Origin of the sequence: uncultured Thalassospira sp. (genome assembly GCF_963976115.1) — a bacterium.
Classification (GTDB): Bacteria; Pseudomonadota; Alphaproteobacteria; order Rhodospirillales; family Thalassospiraceae; genus Thalassospira.
Genome location: NZ_CAXBJJ010000003.1, coordinates 300,019 through 318,895, shown reverse-complemented (window position 1 = coordinate 318,895; position 18,877 = coordinate 300,019). Strand labels below are relative to the sequence as shown.

The window sequence follows — 18,877 nt, the reverse complement described above, 5'->3', positions numbered from 1 at the left end:
ATTTGACCCGCACTTAAAATTTGGCTGAAATGGTGAAGAAGGCTTGGGGCTTGGCCGATGAATCCGCCGTGGGCTTTCGAAACCCCTTTGCCACTTCTGCCGATGCATAAAGATTTTCGAGAATATTCACGCGCATGCCACCGCCAAAAGACGAAGCACTGGTACGCTCATGCGAAACATTGTCGTCGATATCCCAGACCTGACCGCTATCGACAAAGCTGTAAAACTGGACCCCGTTGGGGAAAATCTCGGGAAGGTCGGGCGAATAGCGGATTTCCAGTGAGGTCGCCCAGCCGTCATCGCCGGAAAATTCGTTGCTGTCAAAACCACGGCCATAATTGGCCCCGCCCAGTGCCATTTCCTCGCTTGCCAGCAACGGGTTAACCGCATATTGGCCGGTGGCAGTCAACAGCATGCTAACCCGGTCGGTCACTTGCTGGACACGGGTTAAATCGATGGTCGCCTTGGTAAAGGACCCGCTGGCATCGGCACGCGACGCCAAAGGATCGTCCTTGTTGGTGGCGTTAAACACATCAAGCCCCCGGTGGATGGTGGCGCGCACAGCGGTGATGCCTTGAAAACTGTCGGTCCGATCATAGCTGATGCCCGCGCGTGCAATGTGCAGGCGGTCCCGGTTAAACGGGTTATCGAGCACATCGGTATCAATCGCGCGATATTCATATTCGCCCGAAATGCGCAAATTCTGTAACCGGGAGCGGATCAGCGGATAGGTGGCGATAGCGCGCTCGGCCATCACTGCGCTGTTAACTTCCAGGGCTTCAAGCTCCTTGCCCGGGCGCGAGCGGCCATAGCTGGAACTAAATCCCAGCATCAATCCGTCTTCGGAAAACATGCCCTGATAATTGGCACTGAGCGACCAGGAGCGTTCAATCGGCGAGGAAAGCTGGGTTTGGATCGCCAGTTGATCGGCGTGAGTGCCAAAAGAGTTAAACTGGACCAAAGCCAGCCCTTCGGCATTGCCCGAATAGGGCGAATTGCGGTTATCCGCCGACAGGGTTGCTGTGGTAGCAACGCGATCTGCCTCGACCAGCATTTCCGAGCCACCCGGTGCGGTTGCCGAGGGCTTAAGGGTGGCACGCACGGTCATTCCGGCCAGATCATTGGCCAAAAGCAGGCGCCGTTCCATTTCATCAACCGTAACCGGGGTTTTGCCGATCAACGGGGCAAGCAGCCGTTTAACGGCGGCACTCACCGGCCCAACGTCTTCCTGAACGACGATGTCAGAAATGAACCCTTCGACAACGCGAATTTTAAAATCGCCAGTGGTGACTTCCTGGGGCGGAACCACAACACGCGAAATCACATATCCGGCATTGCGATATTTAAGCTCGATATTGGCAGCCACCCCAAACGCATCGGCAACCGTGATGGTTTTGCCCAACATGCCCTGGTAAAGCGGAAGGAGCTCATCGGGGGAAAATGCCGTTGCGCCTTCAATTTCAAAGGAATTCAGCACAAAGCTGGCTTGTTCGGCCCCTGCAGGCACTTCAACTGCGGCCGAACCGGGAACCGAAATGCTCCCTTCCTTGCTCGATGGCATTGGTAGTTCGGGCTTGGATAAATCACGCCCGGCCTCTGCCCCGGATGGAAGCTGAGATGGTACCGTTTGGGCATGAGCAATGCCAGGGCCGAAACCCGCCACACATAATGCGCATGTTACCAATGCCGCGCGATGACGACGCAGAACCCAACTATCTTTTCTCACCCGATTCCCCCAAGAACCCAAATTTCAGAACAGCAAAGCTGAACTTTTGGTCAATAGACCACCCTCAAGAACTGATAATGTACCGACCCGGCGCATCTCTTCATCCGAGCATCTCCAAGCATCTTATACAATTAGATACATATACTATATTGGTAAACCGCCGAAGATAGTCAATGCAACGATTTTTTGTATCCGAATGAAGACGGCAGCCTGGACAATAGTATGTTTTCCAGGCGAAACACGCTGTCTGGAGCACGCCTTCTTTGAAAGCTTAAATATTTTTGTGCATACTATTGTATATAATATATCTCTGTAAGATATTGATGTTACATACCAAAATTACCCTTACAATAAGATTGGACCATAGCGGGGAAAGGAGGGAGCGAACCAAAAACGGATGATGTGATCCTTCGCACAGCCCGTCACTGGCGTCTTGAAGAGCCTCATAATATCAGTGGTCGAAAATTTCAAAAAGATCAGGCGGGATGGATTTGACAGGATTTACACAGAGAACTGAAGTGCTCTGATTTTGCGAATCGCCGGGTGATGGCGGGATCGTGACGTTCTTGATGCCGACTTGTGATCACAAGTCACATCGCGCATCCCGGCTTTCACAGCGGCAAGTTCCCAAACATCATTCCGCAGCACGGGAAATGACAAATCCAACGCCAGGTCATTAGCCCACAAAGTGCCTCAGGCACGCGCTTGCCGCCCCAAAAACCCTAAGCCGATGATTGTAAGGACGAAGGAAAACGACATCTTAAGGCAGATGCCGTTGGCACACGAGCCCGGGACTGGTCAGTATGAAGAAAATAAGCGCGCGTACATAATCTGGAAACGATTGATACCTATATTATGTGTAAGAAGATTTCAGGCGGGCAAATGCATCTGACAACGCTGGAATCTTGCAACATCTAGCGAAAGTGCAGGCATTTTTTGCAGGTTTGCCCCGCCAACACACAAATTCAAACCAACGTCGCCTTGTCATCATCATTAAACACTCCAGTACATCAAATTAATGGTATCATTAATTTTAAAATCGAGTGGTAATATCATGGTATATTGCGAAAAATTATTACGAACAGGCGATCAGGTTGGGGCAAAATCCATTAGATGAAGCGATTAAAAAACTCCGCCGGGATATCGCCGGGGATCGGCAAAAAATTGCCGAGGAAACAGATCATGTCTGTCGCCAAATAGAAGCCGAAAAGCCCCCTGCCCCGCAAGCACCTGTTATCGACGACCCCGATTATATAAAGACAGCCTTGGCAGCCGAACGGTTGCTGGGCCAAATGGCGGAAAGATTGCGCGATCGCGCACGGCATGCGCACGTTTCACTGGCGTCTTCACTCATTGAATCCTGTGATGCTGTCACTGCGGAAGGGCGCGGAGCAACACCACGAAGGCTGTTGCAGTTTACAGCCCACGGAGGCGAAACTTCGGCCCATTTTGAAAATCTTAGTGGGGCGATGGATGTTTTCGAAACATTGCAAAGCCGCCACAATTCATCGCAGCGCTCATTCACCGCCGAACTCATTACCAAGGTTGCGACCCGGTCCAGTATCCGATCCCGCAATTGGCTTGAGCCCGACGATATACCACAATGGCGCACAATTGTTGCTGACCGTCAGGTTCCGTGCCCGGTTGCAGAAGATATGATTGAAGGACTTTATAGCCGTATTTTGAACATTCCGACAAATTCCGGACTGATTGGTGCGGCAGATGCCTTATATATAGTGTTGAACGTGATGAGTAGCGCGCGCCTTGGCAGCCTGGATCTGTCGATTACGACTGCAGAACAGAATCTTCACGTTGAAGTAGATGATCCACAGGCCGCATATTGGAACCGAATCTGCCGGATCATCATTTCTGATATTATCGGGCATTTTTGCCAGGGCATTCATGTGCCGATCATTTCCGGCGTGGCTTTAACGCAACGCATGCCAAAATTAACCGAACTCCTTCACAAACACCTGCCCGCAAGAATTGCACGCCCCCTCACAATTGGCATTCTGGCCGACGGAATTGAAAAGCTCGCTCATATTGACCAGCAAATGAAGCAAGTTTGGGATCGCGCGGCCCTGCTGGCAAACGAAGGCCGAGGAACAAGCCTTGAAAAAATCAACAAAAGGCTGTTCCAGACAGGCAGTATCTGCGTGAGCGACATTGTCAGAGAATGTGACATCACACCACAAGCGGCCCATTATCAGATTAAACGATTGCTGAAAGCGGGCATTCTGTCGCGCGGGCCACGCGGTCGTGCCGGTGGCCACTACTTTCTGGATGTCTTGCTTCAAATTTGACGACCGTCATTGGGCATCCCCCTACCCGTTCCAGCCAAAAACAGGCCTAATTTAGAGGAAGTGTCCGGTTATATCGATATCGGCTGATGAACATCTGCGGCGTTGGCGCCCTTTTAAACCATCATCGCCCAAAGGCGGTGCTGCCCATAAGGGTGTTGTCGCAGCAAACGACAGCAACCGAAGGCCGCGATCCCACTTTGCATTTCCAATGGGATGCCATGTCTGATAATGAACTGACACAGTGAAACATGACGGTTGCTGTCATCACCAGAGGATCAGCATGCACCTTTCAGGATTTCATCGGATGACAATTTCCGTGCGGGCCTCCTTTTTTTGACGGCACAGTCAGTCTTTGCAAAAAATATGTTATTTAAAATCAATGATTTAATATAACAAAATCGATAATCGTATAATCGTGATGCGCAAAACGATTATCGATAATCGTTTTTTCATGGTACGGGATACGTTTATCGATTATCGGATATCTCTTAATCGTAAAACGATAAATGTACTGTCGTTACCCGATTATCGTATTACGGATAACGTATCTCGATTTAGCGATAACCGATATACGATAAGCGATGTACGATAAGCGATGTACGATAAGCGATTTTCGGATATGGATTATCGGATGAACGAGAATTGGTTATCGAAAAATCTATCCTCGTTTGTGCGGGTATCGATAATCGAAAAGCGTATAAACGTAATTTGATTTTGCGTTCTTGCAATAATCGTGATACGGTTAGTCGAAATTCGATAAGTAAATAATCGAAAGTCGAATTACGGCAGAGCGAAAAACGTTATCTGGAAATCGCTTTACCGTTTTCCGCAGGTCCGTTAAACGAGTATTTGAGAATCGATATACGCTTATCGAAATACGGGTAGCGCTAAGTCGATGTTCGAGACATCAAGAAACGACTCACGGATATCGAGTATGCGAAAGTCGTAAAGTAAAAACCCGACAAACGAGAAACGAACATCTATTTACGAATACCGATGATCGACAAAGCGAGAATCGATAAGACAAAGAACGATCCCCGAGCATCGAAAACACAATACCCGAAGAACGAAAGCCGAAGATGCAAGGAACGATGCCCGAGAGTCGAAAATACGAGAGCCGATGAACGAGCATCGCATAACGTATAGACAAAAACCGATAATCGGGTTTCACTCCATCGATACACGAATTATCGTAAACCCGGTTTCCGGATTACGCATATCGATCTTCGCAAATCGAACTGTCGATATACGTAATCTGGTTTGTTGCCAGGCCCCATCAGAATAACCGAGATCAAGGAACTTCAAATGGCACGCTACAATTACGATTTGCCGTCCGATCTGATCGAAAACGTTCGTTCAAAAGGGCCAATGGTCATTGCCACCCTTAATGAAAAAGGTGGCGTCGGCAAAACCACCCTTACTTTTCAGATTTGCGTGCACCTTGCCGAAGCGGGCCTGAAAATTCTCGCCGTTGACCTTGACCCGCAGGGAAACCTGACCAAAACCACCTTGCGCTATGGTGAATTGCAACATGACCGGGTGTTTAGCGACGTTGACATTGACCGGGCAAATTCAATGACCATCTTTTCCAATGCCAACGAACGGGTCAAACCGTTGGCTGTCAGCGACCATTTGGCATTGAACACCGGCAATACCAATCTGGTCGCCCTGATGGGCATCCAGCACGACCTTTTGCTTGAACTTGATGAATATCTGGCACGGCAAACCGACTTTGACATTATGATCATTGATTGTCCGCCAACCCCGGGCAATCACGTTACCGCAGCCGCCATGGCAGCGGATTTTGTTCTGTCACCGGCAAATGCAGACGAATATTCGTCCGATGCCGTCAAAAACGTCGTCAAAACCATCGCGCGCTTCAAACGCAAATACAATCCCGGCCTAAATCTGCTGGGCGTCATTCTCAACGACGTTGATCACAGCTCGAAAATCAAAAAGGATTATGTCGAGCTGATGCGCGGCGAGGGGGCGGAACCAGATGAATTCTATTTTAGCATTCGTGACAAAATATTCGAAACCAGGCTGGGCAAACGCGTTGCTTTTCAGGAAGCACAAACCGTTGGCATGCCGATAACGCGCTACCAGCGCGGTAACGCCGCCGACGAAATGTATAATTTTCTGCTTGAACTGGTAACCCGTCTGAGCAAGGAGGAAGCATAATGGCGACCAAACCAAATTTTGCCCGTCTCGCCCGTCGTGAACGGGTTAAAAAAGTGCCGCCGCGCCCCGAAGATCTTGCCGAAATCTGGAGCCCGGACGAAACCGAAGACGACATCGCCGCAGCCCGGACCAGCACCGACGACGCGCCTGCCACAAGTACGGCCAATGCAGGCAATACCGCCGATCTTCCACAGGCAACACCGCCCGCAGCAGCACCTCAAAATGTCCGCGATATCCATTCTGGCAAAGAATATATCGGGCTTTTGCGCATTGAGACCAAAGTAGACGAGGCCGTCGACCATGTCATCCGCATGCTGGTCCGCAAACGTAAAGCCAACCTGCAAAAAAACGACCCTCTGCCAGAAGGCGAGGAATATACCCGGGCGGACTTCATGCGCGAGGCTCTGATCCGCTTTTGCCGCGACCTCGACCCCAATTTTGATGACCGAATCGAGCTTCAACGCAAGGTCATGGAAGAAGATTAACAGTTCGTAACTTCGCGGACAAAACAACGGACCAAAAATTCCGGATCATTCCAAAACGGCATTTTTCCCCGGAAATCTGCCGTTTTTTTATTAAATCGCCAAATACCAAAGCGATTGCATCCCCGCCGGTTTGCATCTTGATGCGTTAACGTCCCTCTCAAGCAACAACACCGACAACCAATTCCCTTTCATGCCAAAAACATTCGGCATTTCACGGACTAATTATGTCCGAAAGGCCGGTCTGCGGCTCGAAAACAGGACATGGCCGACCATCACCAGCACAGAAGACCTGGATCGACAGATACAAAATGTCCGCGATGTAACGATTCGGCCCGCAAACGATTCGTTATATCGCGGACAAATGGCCGTTAATCATTTGTAAATACAATTTAAAGCATCGGTTTAACAGTGAAAATCTTTTAAAAACAACACAGTAGTTAAATCGTCTTATTCACACGCCGGAAAACATCTTTAAGCAACTCGTCACAACGCGGACAAAAGCGCCGCCATTTCTTCAATCCCGCCCCCAAACCTGACCTCAAAAAAATGGCCCGCACAGGGTTTAGCCAAAAACGCCCGTGAAATGACGAAGATTCAAACCGTTAGCAACCGTTTTTCTCGTTACATCGCGGACGTTTTTACTCGGCACATCGCGGACAAACAGAAATCAATGCATTGATATATTGGGCATATTTGACCAAACTCGTCACAACGCGGACAAATGGTAAAAGGGTTTACAGGTGGCGAGTTCTCAACAGGTAGATCTTTTTTTAGATCAGCTGGTCGACGGGGCACCGTTCAAAGACGACCGGATGCTGATGGAACACCCTTGGTTTTCCCTGACCAAGCAGCCGCGCCGCACCCCGTTCCATTATAGCCGGGGTGGGGTGGATATCCGGATCGAACCCGGTGCCAAGGGCATGGCGAATATCTATGACAAAGATTTGTTGATGTATCTGGGGTCGATCATCAACGAAAAGCTCGAGCGCGGCGAAAAGGTCAGCGATCGCAAAATAACCTTTGCCGCCCATGACTTTTTACGCTCAACCAAACGTCAGACATCCAAGCGGGGTTACACCCTTTTTCTTGATATGTTAGAACGACTTGACGGAACACGTGTGCGGACAAACGTTGAATCGGGCAACGATAAAATCCGGTCCGGCTTTGGTTGGATTGAAAGCTATCGCATCATCGAACGCAAAACCAAAAACGGGCGTTCCATGATGGCCGGTGTCGAAGTAACCCTGAATGAATGGATGTTCAAGGCCATCGTCATCGACCGCCGCGTCCTGACCATCAGCCCGCGCTATTTTGACCTGTCAAAGGGCCTGGAACGGCGGATTTATGAACTGGCCCGCAAGCATTGCGGCCAACAGCGCAGCTGGCTGATCAGCATTCCGTCCCTTAAGGAAAAATGCGGATCAGACCGCGAAGAGCGCAAGTTCAGAGCAGATCTTGGTAAAATCATCATTGATGCCAATATCCCCGATTATACCCTGAAAATGGGCAAATCCGCCGATTTTGACAGTGCGTTCAAAAGCCGGAATCCAAAAGAATGGATGCTTGAAGTCCGGCCAATACGTCCGCAAAGTGACGAACCGATCGAAGCTGCGGCCAATACAGCCGAAGAAAGCCCCGATAAACTGTTTGAAATCGGCGATGCGCGGTTTCGTCCCAAGCCTTTATCGATCCATGTCATAAATAATGCCCGTGAGCGCTTCCCGGAGTGGGACATAGACCATCTGGAGCGGGAATGGGCCGGTTCAAGCCAAAGAAACCAACTGGTCATCAAGGACCCTGAAAAGGCCTTCATCGCATTTTGCGAGCGTTATGTTTCCAATCGCAGCATCGATCTGTAAGCAGGTCTGTGGATAACTTTTGCCGCTCAACGGCACATCACGGACCAAACATCGGTACATCGCGGACAAAGGTTCGATACTTTACGGTCGTGTTATTGCGGACGCTCTATTTGATACATCGCGGACATTTAATCGGTATATCGCGGACAACCAACCAGCCCGGACTCCTGAGCACCAAAAGGAGTCTCTCGGCCCCGTAACTTACTTAACTCAACTCTAACATTCTTTATTAACTCATATAACAATTCTAAGGGCAGTGGACGTTATATTTGAATTAATATTTTGTTAATGAATAAAACCACTTGGCAAGCATTACCGGTCACATCAACCACTGGACACAACATCCCAAACGGGCGTCCGCGATATCCAATAAAACAAGCATCCCCAAAATAGCACTTGCCAAAGACCCATATTTGGGAATTAATCCCACTTATGGGAAAAACACATCAAATCAGCATCGACCACCAAATAGCAGCCCAGCTACGCTCCTTGCGTCAGGCAAAAGGCTGGACACTTGACGAACTGGCGAGCCAAAGCGGTATCAGCAAGTCAACATTATCACGTCTGGAAAAGGCAGATGTCAGCCCGACAACCACTTTGCTTGCCAAATTATGTACGACCTATGACATTACCCTGTCCCGACTGATGCATTTGATAGAAGCAACATTTGAGCCGCTGATATTGCATACCCGGCAAAAAACCTGGACGGACCCTGAAACAGGCTTTTCCCGATGCTCGCTATCGCCCCCTGCAACGCAGCTTAAGGGTGAAGTGCTGGAATGTGTTTTGCCACCCGACACAACGATCAAATACGCACAGCCCCCCCGAACGGGGCTGGAGCATCACCTGGTGATGCTGGAAGGGGAGCTAACCCTCATCCTCGCAGACACGCTCTATGATCTTAAACCGGGCGACTGCGTTCGATATCAGCTTAGCGGTTCGAGCAGTTTTCAAACACCAAAACATATCTTTGCCCGATATCACCTGTTCATCGTGTGAGAGAATTATGACGACAATAAGCATGGCTCACATCAGCACCTGTACTGGCGAACAATTGCTTACCAGACTGGAAGCTTTTTCAAGCTTGTTACATGCCTGCGTCCAACAAGGTGCCAGCATCAGCTTTGTGCATCCGTTTACCTTGCAAGCAGCCGAGGATTTCTGGAAATTAAAGGTGCTTCCAGGTATCAATACAGGCAATCGGTTATTGCTGATCGCAGAAATCGATGGCGACATTGCAGGTTCGGTGCAACTTGATTGTGATACCCCCGCAAATCAGCGACATCGTGCTGAAGTTGCCAAATTGCTTGTGCATCCGGGTTATCGTCGCCGCGGCATCGCCCGCAGCCTGATGATCACGCTTGAAGCCGCCGCGCAACAGCGACAGCGCACCCTGATCACCCTCGATACGCGTACAGGCGACAACGCAGAGCCTTTATACCGGGATCTTGGCTATCAAGTGGCGGGCACAATCCCCGGCTATGCCAAAGATCCGTTTACAGACACGTTTGATGCCACGACGGTCATGTATAAACATATTTAGGGGCGGGCCGGGGCTTTGGGTTTAGCCTTCTTCCGTATTTTGTGATGCGACAAAAAATCCCCTGTGTTTCCGACGGAAAGAACAGCATTGGCTAAAATTACACATGTCAAAAGACGGACAAACGAAAATCGATTTACGTTTGTGAAGTCATATATATATGAAAAATAAGAAGTAACCATTTTCTACGTAAAAGTTTCTGCCCGTGGTAATCAACTGCGGTCGCAATGCTTACCTGGCTGATCTCATGAACCGCACCCGACAGTTCCGGGCCATGACCACGTATCGAGAGGGCAGGTCATGACATGAACTCGTCCTGCTTGATTCCCCGGAATTGTTCGGTATTTCGCGGGCAGTGTCAGGCTTGTATTGTCCGCGATGTACCGATGATTTCAGGTATAATTTATTGTTCCCCGGCAAGGCCACAAGAGTGGTGATTTCCGGGAAATGGGATCGATTCGTTACCGGGTTCAATTTGAGCGCGATTTACGGGTTTAAAAATGAAACATATACGAATGGTCCTTCGTCGCGAAAATTCATGTTATTTATCGATCAAGTATCTGTTTTTAAATAATTTAATGTGATTTTATTTGCCAGGGAATGAAACATTTCTGCGAACGAATGTTTCGTTATTTGGTAAAAATGGAACATTTGTTGTTTCAGATCGCTTTCTGTGGCGTAATTTTACCAGGATCACAAAGAGATGAGGCACCGATGGGGGTCTATACCGACTTTCGGGAACGTTTGATTGCGCAATATGGCGCGATGAGCCCGCAATTGCAGCGGGTTGCACGTTATATGCTGGATCATCCCGATGACGTGGCCCTGAAATCGATGCGTGCCCTGGCCCTGGCGGTTGATGTGCCGCCCAGCACCATTAATCGGCTTATGAAAACCATTGGCATTGAAAGCTATCAGGAATTTCGCCTTGGCTATCAGAACCGGTTGCGCGACATGCCTGCAAGTTATGCGGGGCGGGCGCGGCAATTACAGCATCGCCGTGTTGATAGCGAAATGGTAACGCCTTCCAATGATGCGGTCAGGGGCGGTGAAAACGACCTGATTAATGAAATCCTGCATCAGGAACATGGCAATCTGGTTCGTTCTTATGGTGTTGAAATGCGGGCCGCCCTTATGGCCGCTTGCACCCATATTGAAGGGGCGCGACGCGTTTTTGTGCTGGGCCGACGTGCCGCTTTTCCCGCGGCCTTCCAGTTTGCGTACGCCTATCGCCTGTTTGGCGACAATTTAACACTGGTTGATGGTGCCGCTGGCACATTTGGCGATCAGTTGCGCGGCATCGGGCGGCGCGATGTGATGCTTGCCGTATGTCTTAGCCCTTATACCAACGACACGTTGCAAATGGTTGATTATGCCGTGGCACAAAAAACCACTCTGATCAGCGTTACAGATTCCGATGTCTCTCCGTTGGCCCGTCACGCCAGCGTCAATCTGGTGGTCGCGGACGCATCGCCGTCGTTTTTTCAAAGTTTTACCGCTGCCGTATCCATCATGCAGGCGTTGGTCGCGTTGCTGGTGGCGCGGGGCGGCGAAACGGCCTTGCAGCAAATTGCTGTGGCCGAAAAACAGCTCTCGGTTTTTGATACTTACTGGCAGGACCAAGGTCCCAAACGGAACAATCGATCATGACGTCACATGTTTTACACCGCAACAGTCTGACCCAGCCGCCGCGTGCCGTGTCGGGCGATGGCATTTATATCATCGATGAAAATGGCAAAAGGTATCTTGATGCCTCTGGCGGGGCCGCGGTTTCCTGTCTTGGTCATTCAGACCCCGACGTCCGGGCGGCCATCATGGATCAGGTTGGCAAGCTGGCTTATGCCCATTCCGGGTTCTTTTCATCAGGCCCGATGGAAGACCTGGCGGATGATTTGATCGCCCATGCCCCGGTCGGGATGGAACGGGTTTATTTCGTTTCAGGCGGGTCCGAGGCGATTGAAGCATCGCTTAAAATGGCCCGGCAGTATTTTCTGGAAATTGGCGAGCCGGACCGTGAATTTGTCATTGCGCGGCGCCAAAGTTATCATGGCAATACGCTGGGCGCTTTGTCGGTTGGGGGCAATATGTGGCGCCGTCGCCAGTTCGAACCCTTGTTGATCAATGCCAGCCACATATCGCCCTGTTATGCCTATCGCGATCAGCGAGATAACGAAACCACCGAGGAATATGGCCTTCGTGTTGCCAACGAGCTGGAAGAAGCCATTTTACAATTGGGCACGGGCCGGGTTGCTGCCTTTGTCGCCGAGCCGGTTGTGGGAGCGACATTGGGGGCGGTTGCTGCTGTGCCGGGCTATTTTAAACGTATTCGCGAAATTTGTGATCGATATGGCGTATTGCTGATTCTTGATGAAGTAATGTGTGGCATGGGCCGTACCGGCACGCTTCATGCGATCGAGCAGGAAGGTATTTCGGGCGATTTGCAAACCATCGCCAAGGGGCTTGGTGCGGGCTATCAGCCGATTGGTGCGGTTCTGGTTTCGGGCAAAATTCATAAAGCCATCGCCAATGGCAGCGGGTTTTTCCAGCATGGACACACCTATCAGGGCCATGCGACGGCCTGTGCCGCCGCCCTTGCCACCCAGCGGACCATTCGTAACCGCGATTTGTTGAAAAACGTGGTTGCCCAGGGGGATAATTTGCAAAACGCGCTTGTCGGGCAGCTTGGCAATCATCCTTATGTCGGCGACGTGCGCGGGCGCGGCCTGTTTCGCGGCGTGGAATTTGTTGCCGATCGTGCGACCAAAGAACCGTTTGATCCATCGCGCAAGATTCACGCAAAAATCAAAAAGACCGCTTTTGAAAATGGCCTGATGTGTTACCCGATGGGCGGCACGATTGATGGTCAGCGCGGCGACCATGTGTTGTTTGCCCCGCCCTATATTGTGACTGAAAGCCAGATTGGCGACATTGTTGACCTGTTTTCCCAAACGTTAGACCAGGTTTTTGCCGCCGAGGGGCTGTTATGACCGGATATGCTGAAACCCCGGCCATTCTGGCCGTGGCGCCAAACGGGGCGCGTAAACTGCCGACCGATTATCCCAATTTGCCGATCACACCCGCAGAACTGGCGCACGAGGCACGTTTGTGCCGGGATGCCGGGGCGTCGGTTATTCATTTGCATGTGCGCGATGATAACGGTGGGCATAGCCTTGATACCGGGCGCTACCGCGAGGCAATGGCAGAAATTCGCCATGCCGTAGGCAATGAGTTGCTCATACAGGTTACCAGCGAGGCGGTTGGTATTTATGAAGCAGACCAGCAAATGGCGATGGTGTGTGACGTGGTGCCCGAAGCTGTATCGCTGGCCATCCGTGAAGTTGCCCCCAAAGGGGGTAATGAACGCGCCTTCGCCGATTTTTGCGCCTTTATGCGCGAAGCCGATATTCGCCCGCAATTCATTTTATATGAACCTGAAGATATCGCCCGATTTGCCGATCTGGTGGCACGCGGTATCATCCCGGGAGCCGGTTTTCCCCTGCTATATGTTTTAGGGCGCTATACGGTTGGGCAAAAATCCTGCCCGGCGGATTTGCTGGGTTTTCTGGCATCCCCGGTGGTGCGTGAACAGCCAGATCTGGTGTCAAACTGGATGATGTGCGCCTTTGGCCGGTTTGAAAATGCCTGTGCGATGGCGGCGATTGCCCTGGGCGGGCACGCGCGGATCGGCTTTGAAAACAATATGACGTTGATTGACGGGGAAACCCCGCCCAATAACGCAGCCCTGATCGATCAGGCCCGAAAGGGTGTTGCCATGCTGGGACGTCGATTGGCAAACGCAGATATCGCGCGAAAGTTGCTTCGCCCTGACTGGTGATTGCAAATTTAACAAAAAACCTGTGATCACGATCACAGTCGGGAAGTGTTTCGGGATCATTTCCCAAGCTGTTGGGTTCATAATTCTGCAGCTTTAAATATAGTCCCGATAATCGGCGCAGCTATCAGTGATGGTTGCTGCTCCATCTAAATTCTTCTGCTGCCTTCTGGCGCGGTTGAATCCTTCAAACAGGGTGTAAAGGGAGACAGTCCTGATGAAAAAACTTGTTGCTATTGCAAGTGCCGTGGTTGCGTTTGCGGGCATTTCTATGTTCGCGGGCCAGTCTTCGGCTGCTGATCAGAAATTTATCACCATCGGCACCGGTGGCGTTACGGGTGTGTATTACCCGACGGGCGGTGCCATTTGCCGTCTGGTTAATAAAGGCCGCAAGGATCATGGTATCCGTTGTTCTGTCGAATCCACCGGCGGTTCGGTTTACAATGTCAATACTATCCGCGCTGGCGAACTTGATATGGGTGTGGCCCAGTCCGACATTCAATATTACGCCTATAACGGCACTGGCAAATTTGCCGATCAGGGCCCGTTCAAGGAACTGCGCGCTGTTTTCTCGATCCATCCCGAGCCGTTCACCGTTGTCGCCCGTGCTGATTCTGGCATCAAAACCTTTGATGATCTGAAAGGCAAACGCGTCAATATTGGCAACCCCGGTTCCGGTCAGCGCGATACCATGGATGTTGTTATGGCAGCCAAAGGCTGGTCGGTTGATGATTTTGCCCTGGCATCTGAATTGAAGCCAGCTGAACAGTCGCAGGCCCTTTGCGATAACAAGATCGATGCGATGATCTACACCGTCGGTCACCCGGCTGGTTCGATTCAGGAAGCAACCACGGCGTGTGATTCTGTTCTGGTTGATGTTTCCGGCCCGGAAATTGACAAACTGGTTGCTGATAACCCCTATTATCGTGTCGCCACCATCCCCGGCGGCATGTATCGCGGCAACCCGGAAGACGTCAAAACCTTTGGCGTTGGTGCAACTTTTGTTACTTCGACCAAAACCGATGAAGATATTATTTACAATGTCGTGAAAGCGGTTTTTGAGAATTTTGACGAGTTTAAAAAGCTGCATCCGGCTTTTGCAATTCTGAAAAAGGAAGAAATGATCAAGGACGGTCTTTCTGCGCCGCTTCATGATGGTGCGGTTAAATATTACAAAGAAGCAGGCCTGATGTAAGGTCGCTCTGAAAACGGGAGGTACCTTGTGCCTCCCGTTTTGCCTGTCTGTCCTATCCTGCGCGGGCATTAAAATTCAAAGAAACCAAAAATATGTCCGCTTATGGTCCCTTGCCTTTACTGGCGGGGATCAAGCAGTTTCTGGGTGAAATTGGAACGGCCAAGCCGTTTTGACCGGGGAAAAAACATGACGAACCAACCAAACGTCAATGACGGAAAGGATCAGGACCTCCAGGACCTGATTGCCGAAACCGATACCGGCGCACGTCAACCGACCGGCTTTACAGCCAAAATTTTGCTGTATGTGGCTGTGATATGGTCGTTGTTCCAGCTGTGGCTGGCATCGCCCTTGCCCTATATCGTTCATATTGGTGTTTTTAATTCGACCGAGGCACGCTCCATTCATTTGGCGTTTGCCGTGTTTCTGGCTTTTGTTGCCTATCCGGCGTTTAAATCATCACCGCGTTCCTATATCCCGATAGCCGACTGGGTACAGGCGCTGGTCGGGGCCTTTTGTGCGGCCTATATTTATATCGCCTATGTTCAGCTTTCCGGTCGACCGGGCTTGCCAACCACCACCGATCTGGTTGTTGCCGGTATTGGTATGGTGATGTTGCTTGAGGCAACCCGTCGTGCCCTTGGCCCGCCTTTGATGTGTGTGGCGCTGATTTTTCTGGTTTACGTCTTTTTTGGTAATGCCGCCTGGGTGCCCGATGTTTTGCAATGGCGCGGGGCCAGTTTTTCCAAGGCCATGTCGCATCAATGGCTGACGACCGAAGGTGTCTTTGGCATCGCCCTTGGTGTGTCGACCAGTTTTGTCTTCCTGTTTGTACTGTTCGGGTCGTTGCTTGATAAGGCGGGGGCGGGTAACTATTTCATCAAGGTTGCCTTTGCGGCCCTTGGTCATATGCGCGGCGGCCCGGCAAAGGCTGCTGTTTTGTCATCCGCCATGACCGGGCTTATTTCAGGGTCGTCGATTGCCAATGTTGTCACCACCGGGACTTTCACCATTCCGCTGATGAAACGGGTTGGTTTTTCGGGGGAAAAGGCCGGTGCGGTTGAAGTTGCGTCTTCGGTAAACGGGCAGATCATGCCACCGGTAATGGGGGCTGCGGCCTTTTTGATGGTGGAATATGTTGGTATTCCCTATCCCGAGGTCATCAAGCATGCCTTTCTGCCTGCCACCATTTCCTATATCGCCCTGATTTATATTGTCCATCTTGAAGCCCTGAAGGCAAACATGAAGGGCTTGCCGCGTCGTCACGCACCGAACCTTAAACAAAGCCTGCTGCGGTCGCTGATCTTTATTTGCTCGCTGGTGATTTTGTCGGGTGTGGTTTATTACGCGCTTGAATGGCAACAAAAGATTTTTGGTGCCGGTGTGGGCTGGGTTGTTGCCGTTGAATGTGCGCTGGTCTATTTCGCCGGGCTTTATTATGCCTCGAAATATCCCGATCTTGAAATGGATGATCCCAACGAGCCCGTGCTGGAATTGCCTGCCCTGGGTGAAACAGTAAAGGCTGGTTTGCACTATTTGCTGCCGGTTGTGGTTTTGGTCTGGTTTTTGATGATCGAACTGAAATCACCGGGTTTGTCGGCCTTCTGGGCGACTTGCCTGATGATTTTTATCATGCTGACGCAAAAACCGATGAAGGCATTCTTTCGCAATCAGCCTGACTATATGGCGCAATTGCGCAATGGCCTTGCCGATGTGATAGACGGTTTTGCCACCGGGGCGCGGAACATGATTGGCATTGGTGTGGCGACGGCTGCGGCCGGTATTATCGTTGGTACCGTATCGCTGACCGGCATTGGTCAGGTGATGGTTGAATTTGTTGAAATCGTATCGGGCGGGAACCTGATGCTGATTTTGATCATGACCGCCTTTATCAGCCTGATTTTGGGCATGGGCCTGCCCACCACGGCAAACTATATTGTCGTATCAAGCCTGATGGCACCGGTGATTGTTGAACTGGGCGCGCAAAATGGTCTGATTGTACCGTTGATTGCGGTGCATTTGTTTGTGTTCTATTTCGGCATCATGGCCGATGTGACACCTCCGGTGGGGCTGGCATCGTTTGCTGCTGCGGCCATATCGGGCGCAGATCCGATGAAAACCGGGTTTGTTGCCTTTTTCTACAGCATGCGGACGGCCGTTTTGCCGTTCCTGTTCCTGTTCAATACCCAGCTTTTGATGATCGGTATTGATCATGTGTTCGAGGCCATATGGGTGATTTTGGTCGCCATCATAGCAATGCTGGTTTTTGCCGCAGCAACGATGGGGTATTTCTTTACCCGATCACGCCTGTGGGAAAGTGCCGCTTTGCTGCTCGTCGCGTTCACTCTGTTTCGCCCCGGTTTCTGGCTTGATATGATTGAGCCGCCCTTTAACAATGTGAACCCGGTCGAGATCGTCGAAAAAGTTGCCACACTTCCGGCCAATGCCAATTTGCGCATCGATGTCGAAGGCACCAGCCTTGAAGGCGACGAAGTGAAAAAGTCGGTGATGTTGCCTTTGGGGCCCAAAGCTTCGGGTGAAGATCGCCTGTATAATGCCGGTATTGCGGTGCGGAACGAAGACGGACGCATCTTTATTGATGACGTGGTTTTTGGGGGCGCGGCCGAAAAGGTTGGCCTTGATTTCGATTTTGAAATTACAGCGATCAAACTGCAGGCGGAACGCATTGCGAAGGAAATCTTCTTCCTGCCGGCATTCTTGTTGCTGGGGTTGATCATTTTCATCCAGCGCCGTCGTCACCGCAATTTCGCAAAAAGCACCGCCTGAGGAGGGATCAAGATGTATAAGGATATCCTTGTTACCATTGACCTTGACCATGATTCTTCATGGAAGAAGGCACTTCCCGCTGCGATCCGTGAAGCCAAAAACGACGGGGCGCGGTTGCATATCCTGACCGTTGTGCCCACGGTTGGCATGTCGATGGTGGGGCAGTTCTTTCCCAAAGGGTACGAAAAGAAAGTGCTGGCAGCCTATAATGAACGCCTGCACGCGTTTGTTGCTGCCAATGTGCCGACAGACGTCAAGGTTCAGCACATTGTCGGCCAGGGCACGGTTTATGAGGTGATTTTGCAAATTGCCAAAAAAACCAATTGCGACCTGATCGTTATGGGGGCGCACCGCCCGGAACTGAAAGATTATCTTTTGGGGCCAAACGCGGCGCGTGTCGTTCGCCATGCCACCTGTTCGGTGCTGGTGGTGCGTGACTGATCGCTAAAACAACATTTGTAGAATTTTTTCCAATGGGGTGCCGCAGGGTGCCCCATTTTTTGTGGTGGCGATAGCCTGGTCGGTGATCGCGTTTCTGTCGGATTTCTCCGACAGTTTTTGACAATCACGCATAATGGTCAGGGTGATTAGTCAAAATATTCAATGGAACGCAATGGGTTGATTTGTATGAGGCATCGGTGCGGGCAAGGCGGGTCAAACAGCATCAAGATTGGTCATTTTATCAATCTTGATGGTAGATGGCCCGAGCAAATAATAACTTAGGTATAGGTTTTCAGGGTAGGTTTTTAATACTTAATGGCATGAAATTTCCGAGATTTCTGCGACGCAATAACATGTTTTTTCATTTTAACAAAATTTGAAATAGAACATGGGATAAATGTTATTTTTCAATATGTTAATTATGGCCCACCAGATTTTCCGGGATTTGTAGTGCCGTGAATTACATCGAAAAATCTGTCAGTATTTGTCAGATTTGCGGAGTCCAGTTTGCAAATGCTTTGTTGTAGAATT

13 protein-coding genes are annotated in these 18,877 nt (G+C 50.5%); 12 read left to right on the top strand and 1 reads right to left on the bottom strand.

The window, feature by feature from the left end; translation table 11 throughout:
• Positions 1–13 precede the first annotated feature (13 nt).
• Positions 14–1,726 carry a ShlB/FhaC/HecB family hemolysin secretion/activation protein gene (locus AAC086_RS05025; RefSeq protein ID WP_339776048.1) on the bottom strand — a complete coding sequence of 571 codons (1,713 nt, stop codon included), beginning with the start codon at positions 1,724–1,726 and terminating at the stop codon, positions 14–16.
• A 1,292-nt stretch (positions 1,727–3,018) separates the two neighbouring features.
• On the opposite strand from AAC086_RS05025, the gene AAC086_RS05020 reads away from it, so the two are divergent.
• From AAC086_RS05020 to AAC086_RS04965, 12 genes are all read left to right on the top strand, one after another.
• Positions 3,019–4,029 (top strand): winged helix-turn-helix domain-containing protein, encoded by a 1,011-nt coding sequence (locus tag AAC086_RS05020; RefSeq protein WP_339776045.1) that lies wholly within the window; start codon positions 3,019–3,021, stop codon positions 4,027–4,029.
• 1,305 nt (positions 4,030–5,334) lie between these two features.
• Positions 5,335–6,210 carry a ParA family protein gene (locus AAC086_RS05015; RefSeq protein ID WP_339776042.1) on the top strand — a complete coding sequence of 292 codons (876 nt, stop codon included), beginning with the start codon at positions 5,335–5,337 and terminating at the stop codon, positions 6,208–6,210.
• Positions 6,210–6,695 carry a hypothetical protein gene (locus tag AAC086_RS05010; RefSeq protein WP_339776039.1) on the top strand — a complete coding sequence of 162 codons (486 nt, stop codon included), beginning with the start codon at positions 6,210–6,212 and terminating at the stop codon, positions 6,693–6,695. The genes AAC086_RS05015 and AAC086_RS05010 overlap by 1 nt, the downstream gene beginning before the upstream one ends.
• 740 nt (positions 6,696–7,435) lie before the next feature.
• The gene (locus tag AAC086_RS05005) at positions 7,436–8,554 is read left to right on the top strand and encodes a replication initiator protein A (RefSeq protein ID WP_339776036.1); all 1,119 of its coding nucleotides are present in this window, start codon (positions 7,436–7,438) and stop codon (positions 8,552–8,554) included.
• A gap of 432 nt (positions 8,555–8,986) precedes the next feature.
• Complete coding sequence (locus tag AAC086_RS05000) at positions 8,987–9,553, top strand: XRE family transcriptional regulator (RefSeq protein WP_339776033.1); 567 nt, start codon at positions 8,987–8,989, stop codon at positions 9,551–9,553.
• Complete coding sequence (locus AAC086_RS04995) at positions 9,525–10,097, top strand: GNAT family N-acetyltransferase (protein WP_339776030.1); 573 nt, start codon at positions 9,525–9,527, stop codon at positions 10,095–10,097. Before AAC086_RS05000 ends, AAC086_RS04995 begins: the two co-directional genes overlap by 29 nt.
• A 711-nt stretch (positions 10,098–10,808) precedes the next feature.
• Complete coding sequence (locus AAC086_RS04990) at positions 10,809–11,744, top strand: MurR/RpiR family transcriptional regulator (RefSeq protein ID WP_339776028.1); 936 nt, start codon at positions 10,809–10,811, stop codon at positions 11,742–11,744.
• Positions 11,741–13,081: an aspartate aminotransferase family protein gene (locus tag AAC086_RS04985; RefSeq protein ID WP_339776026.1), complete on the top strand. Its 1,341-nt coding sequence runs from the start codon at positions 11,741–11,743 to the stop codon at positions 13,079–13,081. Before AAC086_RS04990 ends, AAC086_RS04985 begins: the two co-directional genes overlap by 4 nt.
• Positions 13,078–13,929, top strand: coding sequence for a 3-keto-5-aminohexanoate cleavage protein (locus AAC086_RS04980; protein ID WP_339776023.1), 852 nt, complete (start codon positions 13,078–13,080; stop codon positions 13,927–13,929). Before AAC086_RS04985 ends, AAC086_RS04980 begins: the two co-directional genes overlap by 4 nt.
• A gap of 214 nt (positions 13,930–14,143) precedes the next feature.
• Complete coding sequence (locus AAC086_RS04975) at positions 14,144–15,121, top strand: TAXI family TRAP transporter solute-binding subunit (protein ID WP_339776020.1); 978 nt, start codon at positions 14,144–14,146, stop codon at positions 15,119–15,121.
• 186 nt (positions 15,122–15,307) lie between these two features.
• The gene (locus tag AAC086_RS04970) at positions 15,308–17,905 is read left to right on the top strand and encodes a TRAP transporter permease (protein WP_339776017.1); all 2,598 of its coding nucleotides are present in this window, start codon (positions 15,308–15,310) and stop codon (positions 17,903–17,905) included.
• Between the two features lie 12 nt (positions 17,906–17,917).
• Positions 17,918–18,346, top strand: coding sequence for a universal stress protein (locus AAC086_RS04965; protein ID WP_339776015.1), 429 nt, complete (start codon positions 17,918–17,920; stop codon positions 18,344–18,346).
• The last annotated feature ends 531 nt before the right edge of the window (positions 18,347–18,877 follow it).

What these genes read in the sequence shown, in the direction of transcription:
- AAC086_RS04980 (WP_339776023.1), top strand. Translation starts at nt 13,078, where the DNA reads ATGACCGGATATGCTGAAACCCCGGCCATTCTGGCCGTGGCGCCAAAC.
- AAC086_RS04985 (WP_339776026.1), top strand. Translation starts at nt 11,741, where the DNA reads ATGACGTCACATGTTTTACACCGCAACAGTCTGACCCAGCCGCCGCGT.
- AAC086_RS05010 (WP_339776039.1), top strand. Translation starts at nt 6,210, where the DNA reads ATGGCGACCAAACCAAATTTTGCCCGTCTCGCCCGTCGTGAACGGGTT.
- AAC086_RS05015 (WP_339776042.1), top strand. Translation starts at nt 5,335, where the DNA reads ATGGCACGCTACAATTACGATTTGCCGTCCGATCTGATCGAAAACGTT.
- AAC086_RS05020 (WP_339776045.1), top strand. Translation starts at nt 3,019, where the DNA reads ATGGCGGAAAGATTGCGCGATCGCGCACGGCATGCGCACGTTTCACTG.
- AAC086_RS04970 (WP_339776017.1), top strand. Translation starts at nt 15,308, where the DNA reads ATGACGAACCAACCAAACGTCAATGACGGAAAGGATCAGGACCTCCAG.
- AAC086_RS04975 (WP_339776020.1), top strand. Translation starts at nt 14,144, where the DNA reads ATGAAAAAACTTGTTGCTATTGCAAGTGCCGTGGTTGCGTTTGCGGGC.
- AAC086_RS05000 (WP_339776033.1), top strand. Translation starts at nt 8,987, where the DNA reads ATGGGAAAAACACATCAAATCAGCATCGACCACCAAATAGCAGCCCAG.
- AAC086_RS04965 (WP_339776015.1), top strand. Translation starts at nt 17,918, where the DNA reads ATGTATAAGGATATCCTTGTTACCATTGACCTTGACCATGATTCTTCA.
- AAC086_RS04990 (WP_339776028.1), top strand. Translation starts at nt 10,809, where the DNA reads ATGGGGGTCTATACCGACTTTCGGGAACGTTTGATTGCGCAATATGGC.